Below are 11030 nucleotides of genomic sequence, written 5' to 3' on the forward strand. Positions count from 1 at the left end.
TTCGGGCGATCCTCAGCACATCATCGTGCAAGGTCCGCAGCAGATCCGTCCTCGTGATGACACCGACGATTTTGTTGTCTTGGATAATGGGCACAAACCGCTGGTTTCGCTCGATCATGGCCGTTTCGATCTCCTGAAACGAAGTATCCGGCTGCGCAAGATAGGCGTCGGTCTGCATGATGTCACGCACGGCCATTTTGCCGAGTCGATGGAACAAAGCCTTCTGAATCGACTCCCGGCTGACGAGCCCGGTGTAATGGTCTTTTTCATCCACAATCGGAAAAACATTGAGCCCATAGGCCGTCATCCGTTGTCCCGCTTCAGTGACGCTCGTCTCGACATCGATCGCTTTGACCGGGTGGGTCATGACATCTTGGGCCAGCAGAGTCGGACGATACCGTGTGGTCAACAGGCGAACGACCTTTTCCTTCACTTCCACAAGCGTCTGTCCTTTGACCGCGGCGGCCGCCGCCACGGCGTGGCCTCCTCCTCCGAATTCCCGAGCGATCCAGCCGACGTCGATTTCCGGCCTGCGGCTCCTCCCGATCACTTGCACTCGGTCGGCCATCATCACGGCCACGACGACGGCATCGACTCCCTGCAATTCGGCAAGTCTATGCACCACCCCAGCTGCTTCTCCCCGGCAGCGGTCCACCGTGCTCGTGGCCACCAGCACCTTGCGGCCTTCCAGATAGTGCACTTCGCTATGCTCCAAAAAATCGTTCAGCAGCGCGACGGCATCAGGATCCAGAGGACGGTGCAGGGTCTCCGTCACCATATTCAGGTCCGCGCCGGCTGCGACGAGAAACGATCCGGCCTCGAAGTCCCGGCTGGTCGTGGAGGTAAAAGTGAACGACCCGGTCTCTTCATAGAGACCCAGCGCTATCACGGTCGCCTCGAACGGCGTCACAGGAATATGCCGCCGCCGGAGTTGTTCGACGAGCAGTGTTGTCGAAGCCCCGACCGATTCAATCACGGACTGCTTCGAACGGTTGACGCTGATTGAGGTCGGTTCGAGATGGTGATCGAATACCACGACTTCAACCGCCGGATTCTGGGCGCAGGATTTGAGCGGTCCGATCCGGTCCGGGTCTTGCGTATCGACCAGCACCAGCCTCGTGATTTGCGAGATATCGATGTCTTTGAGTTTGGTCATGTCCAGATCGTGCACGGCAAGAAAATTCCGGACGGTCTCTTGGCCTCCGCCAGGCAACACCAGTTTGGCATCCGGAAAAAGCTTGCGCGCGGCAACCATCGAGGCCAGGCCGTCGAAATCCGCGTTACTATGCGTGGCTATGACATCCATGAGCGCATTCTAACAGGGTCCCGATACATGCGAAATGCTGGATTTTCTTCCAGGAAAGCGACGGACGCATTCATATTTGCCAGATCTATCAACCACGGTCGGAAGCGTCCACTCTTTAAGGGTTTAGCGCAGGATATGATGTCAGCTACGAATCAGGCACTTTCACCCGCTCCATGAACGATCCGGCGTTCAGAGCAGCTGTGTTTACCAGAACCTTCAACATGCTCCGGTCGAGCTCGGCCGCCCACTTTTTCTCGAGGAGTATCCGATCCGCACCATCCTGCCCATGCTGTGATCGTTCAATGTGTAGCTGCGTGACCTAACCGGGTGACGGTCGCCGTGCAGTTTTGCTCAATAATGTGCCGATTTTCTCTTGTCTCATGGATACGCTGTGCTTTTCAGCAGTAAATTTCCGTATCCGAGTCATCATTCCATTTTCTTTTGATGGGCACGTACTTTGCTGCCACTCGTACCCATTCACATCATGTATACCAGGAGGTGCTTGATGAGGATTCATCGCATGACGATCCTTCCGGTTGTCCTGGGCGGTCTGGCCGCTCTTTCTTTGATGATACCGTCCATGGCTGCCGCAAGCTCAAAAGACGTGAGCCAATCGCGTGGCTATTCCTCAGCCGTCACGGATGTGGTGCCATCAACACGGAAAACGACCTCCCCGTCCACAGCGCGCCTGTCTGACCATAAGCCGGGTCCGGCATGGAAGACGATCGGCGGAACGATCAAGCACATCAAGGGTAATGCCTACACCGTTGAAGACTACGAAGGAAATCAGGTCCAGCTCTACATAAGCCGAGACACCAAGCAGTTGCGAGGCAATAAGAAAGTCGGCGACCCTGTACGTGCCGAGATCACCCGCAGCGGTTTCGCCAACTCCATTCAATGATCGTTCCATGATCAACCCGGCCGCCCACGATATTGTAGCGGCCGGCTGGCTTCGGATTGCCCCATCAGCCGGATGCACATTGGCGACGAACTTTTGATCATCGACGTCGTCCGGAAGGACCGGCGTTGGGTTGTGTTCGTTCATTTCAATGTCCCCCGCAAGTTAATATTGTCTATGAAGGCTGCTGTCCGCCGAAATGTTCGGTTGCCCGAATGTTGGGGCAAGGCCGGCTGCCGGCGAGTGGGTTGCCACATCGGTTTCAATTCCCGTACTCTGTATACAGAACGGTGGAGGCGAAATGGATGAATCGAGACTGACAAAGACCAAAGAACAATGGGCGAGGGCCCGACGAGGCGGAGAAGAACGGGAAGTCTTTTATGAAGGCGATGATCGTTTACCTCCAGGCCAGCACCTCGTCGACAACTTCCCCGTACTGGATCTCGGCTTCAAGCCGGAGATTCCATTGAGCGAATGGAGGCTCAGTATCGGCGGATTTGTCGCAGCTCCTCTTGTCCTGACATGGGAGCAATTCGTGATCCTACCCCGATTTAAAGACCGGTCGGACTTCCATTGCGTCACCTCATGGAGCCGTTATGACAACGACTGGGAAGGCGTGAGCTTCAAGCACTTGATTTCCGTCGTGAAGCCGCTGTCGCTTGCGCGGTTTGTCCTATTCAAATCCTACGACGACTACACGACGAACCTCCCGCTTGAAGCCTGTGACGATGATGATGTACTCCTGGCCCATAGCTGGAACGGCAAACCCCTCTCCCGAGACCATGGCGCGCCGGCACGCGTGATCGTCCCGAAACGTTATGCCTGGAAGGGAGCGAAGTGGGTGAAGGAAATTACGTTTTCAGATAAGGATGAGAAGGGGTTTTGGGAGGTCCGCGGGTATTCCAACACCGCGCTCCCGTGGAAGAACGATCGCTACGGATAGGCGGTTATTTCTTCATCCACCCACCCGGACCCTCAATAAAGTTTCCCGGCTTGGCGTTCTGAATGGCTTTTTCTCCGGCGAGCTGTTCAACCGACTGGATGCTGATGCGGTTTCGCTTTGCGATATCTTCATAGGCCTGCCGCCTCTTCTGATTGGCGCCCTTTATCAGCGCCTGGACTTCAGCATTGGAAGGGTTCACCGCTCCCAGATAGCCATTGGTCTTTTCCCCGATCAATCCCTTTGCTTTCGCTCGATCCAGCCGTCCATTGTCGCTCGATAGAACCTGATCCAAGCCCTTGTCCAGTTTCAGCCGAATCTCGTGATCACTCTTGACATTGAGATTGATCGTGATCGGCTTCTCCTGGGCAGGAACCTCACCTCTGGGAGTACAGGCATCCACGGCTAGGAGCAGCGTGACCCACGCCAGCACTCCGATACCTATCCGTATGGTTCCCGCTCTGCATAGCCGCCTCATAATGGTCCTAGTCGTTTATACTTTCTTTCGATGGTCCCGATATCTTCGGGCAAGCGCAGGCTTTTCAGAAGCGTTGGAATATGCTCTTGCACGGTCAGGTTGAAGTGAATCGGAGGAGTATTCTTGAGATCAGGATTCTTGCCTTCCAACCGAGCATTGAGGTCCAGCACTCCTGTTTCGCCGTATTTCACGCCGACACGCAACAGCGAGTACTGAAAGTTGTTGAGTGCTTGCGCGACGAGCTGAAGTTGACGATCCGATTCCGAAAGCGTCTTTGCTGGTTCCGGCGCCGATATGTAGCGTATGATCCCTCCGGGAGGCTGTGCCTCGATCACTCCATCTTTCACGATGATCCCATCCGAGGTGATGGTCACGGGGAGCGTCCCGTTGAGTGTTCCGGTTCCCTGAAGTCCCTTCTGTTGTTCCATGCTGAGAATTTTCGCGAGATCGAGGTTCCGCAGCGAAAACGTCGTTGTAACCGGAGGTTTGGCTAAGTCTCGGACAGGACCTGGGTTGCTGACCGTCCCACCAAATACTTCGCACTGGAAGTCTCCGACATCGACGACCGGCACATGATTCGGCAATTCCCATTTGATCTGGTAGGAAGCCGCAAGATTTGCGACATCAACACCACTCTGTACCGACTCAACGAAGATCGAGGCCGGCCGGGCCATGGCAATTGATTCAAACCCCTTGGTGTACAACTCGATCGTGGTGCTCAAGCACTTCACAACATGAGCGGAATAGGGACCGGACAGTTTCTCGGCCACCACCTTCGCGGTGGCCGACATTGCATTCATGACAGTGATCCGATCGCGGAAAGTACTCGACCAGGATGCATCGACGGTGGCCGTGAACATTCCTTCGATTAGATCCGTTGACGGAGGAAGCCATGTGATCATTTTGCTGAGCCGCCGGTCGGTGCCGTTAAACGTCAGCGGACCGATGACACCATGCATCAGCCCTTGCGCAGTCCGCAAGGGCTGATGGATCCTAGCTGTCACGAACCCTTCGTGTGTCGCGGTATCGACCCGAAGGTCGGCCTTGATGCCGACTTGATCGGCAGAGAATTTGATTGTCCAATCACTCGTGGAAGGCCACCAAGAACCCGGCTCCGGACTCACGCCGGCGACCGACAACGTCCCTTGCGCCGCCCATGCGGCCTTGGTCGTTTCCGCCTCCTGAATTTTCAAGACACCTTGCGTGACGCGAATGTTCCGACCGCTTATTCTCATGACCGGAGCCCGGACCATCGCGATCATCTGTCCCCCGCTGCAACGAATCGCCGTCAGATCACACTCCACTGTCAACGGCTCCGACAGATTCAGTGTGACGGTTGAAATGAGCGTGGGGCCCTGTCCGATCTGTTTCGCCGTAATTGATGATGGGGGCAATAGCACCCCATGCACATGTGTCCGAGCCAGTTTCACCGTGCCTTGAACTCCTCCCATCGCTTCTCTGGCCGAAAGCCGCTCGGTAATGGCCTTGGGGAGGATACCCTCCAGATGATAGGCCCCTTCGGCGGACACCAATTCATTTCCAAGCCCCTCGGCGCGGGTCGTTTCGAATTGGGCCACCAATGGTCCAGGTGTCCGTCCGTACGTCACATGCAAAGGTCCCTGCGCCACTGTCCGTATGGGCGTTTCTTTCCAATACAGAGTCCCCTGCACGGGCTTCCTGTTCTCAATCCGCACCGGCTGATCTCCATGAGGAAGTATCAATCTGACGGCTTCGGGAATAATGCGCGGTTGAGTATTGAGCGTCGCGGTCAGCAAGACACCGGGACTCATGGCCCATTCCGCTTGAGTAGCATTCCCTCCGAATCTACCCTCATACGCGACTGCTATATCCTTTGCTACGCCTCTCAGAGCCGGCAGCGTGACATTGACCCGCATATTGCCATCCAGATGTGTGCGCTCGTCCTCCCACACAGAGCTGAGTGCGGCCTCCGCAGCCGTAATCCCGGCCCAATCTATCGCCACTTCTCCCGTGACCTTCTCCAATTCCGGGCCGATCGGAACAAGGAGTGCGATGAATGGAGCCAGTTCTTGCACATTGACCTGGAGGCGCCCCTTGACCTCAATCTGTGAGCCGTTGGGATGCGCTTGCGACTGCCAGAAAACAATCGGCGCCGCTTGCGGTCGCTGCGACGCCAAGGTCACCGACCAGGAACTGGCGGAGTGTCCTACTACGACCAAGCCATAGGACGCGGTGTCACGTCCGCGAAATGTAAGGTGACCGCCGACCTCTCTGCCGCTATACGTCAGGCTCCCATCAATCGTCACCCTGCGAAGCGGTCCCGTCGCCTGCTCGCGAAAAATGGTGAGATGATCCAGTTGCAGCTCGTCGAACGGGAGGATCGGAAGACTGCGCAAGAGATCCCCCGCCGTCAACAATCGCCACGGTGACTCCCAATCATGAGGCTCATCCGCGTCTCTTTCATCTTGCTCGATCAGTCCTGCGGACTGCACGTTCAACACATGGATTGCCGCGTCTCGCAGTACGATACGACTGACACGCCCTCGCAGGAGTTGGGCCAGATCATACCGTATCTCCGCGTCTGTCAGTGAGACCATCAGTTGTTCTTCGCCCAAATCCTGCTGAAACGAGATCACCGGGATGCGCATGTGCGCCCAGCCGGGGTAGCCGAGCTGGAGGATGACATTGCTGTACCCATGCTCACGAAGTCTATTCGCCAACAGATAAGAGGCGCCCAGAGGTAACAGCAAATAGCAGCTAAAGAGCGCCACCAGCCCGAGCAGAACGACGATCTGGTATCGTTGTGCGAACATGATTTCCCTGGATGGCTTCGGTGACTTGGCCACGGTTGTCAAACAAACTCTCGCGCCTTGTCAAGATGTCCGAACGGCTCTGCCGTCGAATATGGCCCGATCGGCCTGTTTTTACTTCGCGTGAAAAAGGGAGAGCCCGCCGCTGTCTTGCACTCCACCCGGTGAAGTTGTATCGATTGGGAGTGGATTGTAAACAGACATCATTTCAAGCACAAGTCGGATTCGCTCCTCTCCTTGATCTAAGGAAGAGACGGAGGAGAGTGGACGGCACGGAGTTTATCCCGAAGTCGAAGGACTATCGGCAGGTTCATCGCACTTCTTGCAATTCAAAGGGGTGCCCAAACGCTGCTCGCGTCCCGCGACGGTGAGCACCCAAGGACGATTTGTGAATGGAGGCTGATGCCGCACGTGTTGTCCATGACCGCATGCCAGATCGGCGACCCAATCACCACATTCATCTTGATGATATCCGATGATCGGCTGTTGCATGTCGTAATGATTCTCGTATTGCAGGAAGGACGCTTGGATCGCAAAACCACGATTAGGCGCCGATGTTATTGTTCCGTCGATTCTTTCCGGCCTCGAGTCAATGTCACCGTTTCTCGAACGGCAGTTCCGGTCGTTGAGCGGCGGAAACATACGTCCAGTGCCTGCTTTCATCTTGATCGAAGCTGCCGATAAAAACGACGTTTCGATCGAGATGGCGAAATTCTGAGAGGCTCGTTCGGCAGCTCACGTCGACCACGCGCGCATCGTACTGCCCCACCACATAGACGCTTCCCGTTGAGGCTTGATAGACGTTACGTCGCCCGGCATAGCCGGTATCCGGAAACAATTCGGTTGAAGAAGCACAGCCACTCGCCCCCTTGACGTTCAAAGTCAGATTAAATCGCTGGAGGAACGGATCCGTCGCGATTCTCACAATTGTCAGTCGAATGTGAGTCGATGCTATTTCTACCGAAGCCGGCTCGGGCGTATTCCTGTTACACCCTATGCAGATGAGCACGGCGATTCCAAGGATGGGTGCCCATGAGCGCTCCTTCACTTTGGCGCAGAAATTTTATGAGCAGCACCGATGGCATTGAGCCCCTCCTGAGCGCAGGCATCATCCAGATGGGCCCCCGGGGCTCCACCGACACCGATTCCTCCAACCACTTCTCCGCCGAATTCAATGGGAAGTCCGCCACCTAGAATCAGAATTTCTCCGTTCATGTCACGAAGTCCTTGTAACGTAGGAACGTTCATAATGAGATCCGCTAACTCACTGGTAGGGCGCCGCACACTTGCGGCCGTATAGGCTTTCTTCCGGCTGCTATCGACCGTATGCGGCCCGGCACCGTCGGCACGGCCCATCGCACGAAGGACGCCGGCACGATCAACCACCGACACGCTCACTCGATACCCGTCCTTCTTGCAAGCTTCCAATGCTGCCTGAATCGCTTTGTTCGCCATTCCAAACGGCAACTGAGGTTCTTTGGGCAATTCGTCGGCAAACATCACGCGAGGAGCTGCAATACCCAATAAGAGCACCATCGTCATACCTGCAACGATCAGCCGACCGCTTCGAATCGAGATGCCCTGTTCCACCATGGTTGGTCCTCCTCACACACTCTTCGCATTCAGACTACGGACAATCTGCCAACTCTGTCAAGCGAACGAAGATCCATCAGTTCCCGTTTGGCGCTGATTCGGTTTGGGAACGGAAAATTCGGGGTGAGATGAGTTGGGCTACTCCGGTCGTAATCGTATCCCGAGGTCTTCAACGAGTGCACGAAGAGGTTCCGCAACCGACCACGCTTGAGCGGGACAGCCTCGCGGATGATGTGGAGGATCCCCATCAAAAATCTCCGATACCTGCCCGAGGCAGGCTTCCCATAAGTGGGCTTCGATTCCATTGAGAAACGATCGCGCCTCTGTTCGTGTTTTGCCCGTTTGTCCGAATGTTTTCAGCCATGCCGTTACGAAAGCCCCCAATAGGAACGGCCAGACAGTACCCTGATGATACGCACTGTCTCGTTCCATGGGGCCACCTTCGCACCGAGGATGATATCGAACGTCCGTCGGCGACAACGTTCTCAGCCCCACCGGTGTGAGAAGATGATCCTTGACGATATGGAGTACCTGTGCCGCCTGTTCCGTCGTCAGCAGATCATCACAGAGAGCGATTGCAAAAATTTGATTGGGGCGAATCGATGTATCCTCGCCCTCCGGTCCATTGATCGTATCGTATAAATACCGTCCGTCTTTGTACCAAAACTTGGTACGGAAAGACTCCACCGCTCGTGCCCTATCTTTCTGACAATCCGCGGCGTAGTCCGGTTCATCGAACCGCGCGGCAAGCCGTGCGCCCACGTCCAGAGCCCTCAGCCACAGAGCCTGGATTTCTACCGGCTTTCCATGCCGTGGCGTGACGAGTTGATCGCCGATTTTCACATCCATCCAGGTAAGTTGGATACCGGGAGTGCCGCCAATGATAAGACCATCGAGGTCCATATGGATATCGTACCTCGTGCCGTGGCGATAGCCGTCGAGAATCTGCTTCATCGCCGGCCAGGCAATCGACCGGACACGTGTTGCATCTTCGCTGTATGTCAGGTACCGGTCGACAGCATGGACGAACCACAGTGACGCATCGATGGAGTTGTATTCGGGGTCTTCACTCATATCCGGAAAGCGATTGGGAACCATCCCTTCCGACACGTAGCGAGAAAAGGTCCGGATGATCTTCCAGGCCGCCTCATGTCGTCCGGTTACGAGGCAGAGCCCGGGAAGCGAGATAAAGGTGTCTCGTCCCCAATCCATAAACCATGGATACCCCGCTATGATCGTATGTTGCGTCTCTCGTTGGACCAAGAATGAATCCGCTACCTGCCACAATGCGTCGGCCAGTCGGTCGCCGTTCGACGCAGACTTGTGCACCCGCATACGCCGAGCACGTTCCCTGTGCGCGAAATCCGCGATATCAAGTCCGTCAATCGTCTCACTGGTAAATGCCAACGCTTGCTCCTTACCCGGCTCCAACGTGAATAAAAAATCTCCCGGTGACCACCAGTCCTCTCCAAAATCGAGTCCCCGTTCCTGTTCTAGCGGAAGGTGCACGTGTCGATACCATTCGGATGCATGACGATAGGTTCCCGAATGGAAGGCGCGCACGACAGGAAGACCTTGATATGGCTGCCAGGTCACCGACTCTTGATTGATCGTGGCTTGCGTGGAAAGCGTTTCGTTCTCATGATGGAGGGCGTGGTAGTCGCGGCCGGTCAGCATCGGCCTTACCCTGAGAGCCACATCATCGCTGTTCAAGCCCATCAGCTTCCACAGGATGATGACAAGGTCTCGGCCTCGAACGCATAGGATTTCACGTCGGACATGCGCACTTTTATAGGTAAAGGTCCATGTCGGCCATGGAGTCGGCGAGAATCCTGAACAATTGGTATACCCATCAGGATGTACCGCTCCTGAATACAGGTTCGTCGAAAGCGACCATGTGTCATCGTCGATGTTCAACCACTCCTCAACGTGATTGACCAGCACGTACCGATCGGCTCCCGGCTGTTGCGCCGTCAACAACAGCGCATGGTACCGGCGTGTATTGGCGCCGGAAACCGTTCCCGATGCAAATCCTCCGCGACCGTTCGTTTCCAGCCATTCGAGGCCCAGCGCGCGATCCAGGTTTTGACAGATCTCTGCCTCAACCTTCATCTTTTCCCTACATCCTCGCGGTCCGGATTGGGTGGTTTCTGACTGCGCGCATCCAACGAGCACCGTCCACAGCATCACCTTTTCAATAGAACTTGCGTGCTCGTTGCGCGAGCAAGGAAATCATCCAATCCTGGCCGCATCACTCCCCCGACTGCTGAATCAACTTGGCGACAAGTCCGGTCCATCCTGTCTGATGACTGGCTCCGATACCGGCACCGTTATCGCCATGAAAATACTCGTAGAATAGACTGGCGTCTCGCCAGAACGGATCGTTTTGGAACTTGCTCGTGCTTCCGTAGACCGGACGGCGGCCGGTCTTATCGCGGAGGAAAATATGAGTCAGCCGACGAGACAGTTCGGCAGCCACTTCATATAAGGAGACGAATTGACCCGAACGTGTCGGATACTCGACTCTATACTCATCGCCGAGATAGTAGTGGAATTTCTGAAGCGATTCGATCAGCAGATAGTTGACCGGAAACCAGACGGGGCCTCGCCAATTCGAATTCCCTCCGAACAGTCCCGTGCTCGACTCAGCAGGCTCATAGTCCACCCGATAGTTCCTGCCCTGAATAGTAAGCACATAGGGATGCTCCTTGTGGTAGCGTGAGAGCGCGCGGATGCCGTAGGGTGAGAGAAATTCCTCCTCGTCGAGCATGTACCGTAACACCGACTTGAGCCGTACTGGATTGACCAGCGACAAAAACCTCCGTACTCCTCCGTCATATGAATGGGTCTCGACGTGAGCGCTGAAATCAGGCCGATTTTCGATGAACCACTGCATGCGGTGCTTAAACCGGGGAAGGCTATCGACCAACTCGGAGTCCAACGTTTCAACGGCGAAAAGCGGGATCAGTCCGACGAGGGATCGAACCTTGAGCGGCAAGGTTCGTCCATCAGGAAGATGCAATACA

The 11030-nt window shown here is 55.6% G+C and carries 10 protein-coding genes; 2 read left to right on the top strand and 8 right to left on the bottom strand.

The features are described from left to right. Window positions 1-1306, bottom strand: a 1306-nt coding sequence (locus tag ACOSYY_RS05680; RefSeq protein WP_421661296.1) for a CBS domain-containing protein, incomplete at its 3' end; no start/stop codon positions are given. 520 nt (window positions 1307-1826) lie between these two features. Between ACOSYY_RS05680 and ACOSYY_RS05685 the strand changes: the two genes are divergently transcribed. Beyond that, window positions 1827-2207, top strand: coding sequence for a hypothetical protein (locus ACOSYY_RS05685; RefSeq protein ID WP_421661297.1), 381 nt, complete (start codon window positions 1827-1829; stop codon window positions 2205-2207). A 298-nt stretch (window positions 2208-2505) separates the two neighbouring features. Further along, window positions 2506-3147, top strand: a complete 642-nt coding sequence (locus ACOSYY_RS05690) for a sulfite oxidase-like oxidoreductase (RefSeq protein WP_421661298.1) — start codon at window positions 2506-2508, stop codon at window positions 3145-3147. 4 nt (window positions 3148-3151) lie between these two features. Here ACOSYY_RS05690 and ACOSYY_RS05695 read toward each other — a convergent pair whose 3' ends face one another. From ACOSYY_RS05695 to ACOSYY_RS05725, 7 genes are all read right to left on the bottom strand, one after another. Continuing rightward, on the bottom strand, window positions 3152-3622 hold the full coding sequence (locus ACOSYY_RS05695) for a YnbE family lipoprotein (RefSeq protein WP_421661299.1): 471 nt from the start codon (window positions 3620-3622) through the stop codon (window positions 3152-3154). Next, window positions 3619-6414, bottom strand: a complete 2796-nt coding sequence (locus ACOSYY_RS05700; RefSeq protein ID WP_421661300.1) for an intermembrane phospholipid transport YdbH family protein — start codon at window positions 6412-6414, stop codon at window positions 3619-3621. The genes ACOSYY_RS05695 and ACOSYY_RS05700 overlap by 4 nt, the downstream gene beginning before the upstream one ends. Before the next feature lie 276 nt (window positions 6415-6690). After that, window positions 6691-6903: a DUF3565 domain-containing protein gene (locus tag ACOSYY_RS20385; protein ID WP_526023288.1), complete on the bottom strand. Its 213-nt coding sequence runs from the start codon at window positions 6901-6903 to the stop codon at window positions 6691-6693. A 103-nt stretch (window positions 6904-7006) separates the two neighbouring features. Further along, a complete protein-coding gene (locus tag ACOSYY_RS05710) occupies window positions 7007-7336 on the bottom strand; it encodes a hypothetical protein (RefSeq protein ID WP_421661302.1) in 330 nt (109 codons plus the stop codon). Window positions 7337-7455: 119 nt separating this feature from the next. Beyond that, entirely contained in the window at window positions 7456-8004 is a 549-nt protein-coding gene (locus ACOSYY_RS05715) for a GlcG/HbpS family heme-binding protein (protein ID WP_421661303.1), read from the bottom strand. Window positions 8005-8142: 138 nt separating this feature from the next. Next, a complete protein-coding gene (gene glgX, locus ACOSYY_RS05720) occupies window positions 8143-10116 on the bottom strand; it encodes a glycogen debranching enzyme GlgX (protein ID WP_421661304.1) in 1974 nt (657 codons plus the stop codon). 139 nt (window positions 10117-10255) lie between these two features. After that, the coding region (locus ACOSYY_RS05725) for an MGH1-like glycoside hydrolase domain-containing protein (protein ID WP_421661305.1) at window positions 10256-11030 on the bottom strand (775 nt) is incomplete at its 5' end.

This window comes from Nitrospira sp. BLG_2 (assembly GCF_049222245.1).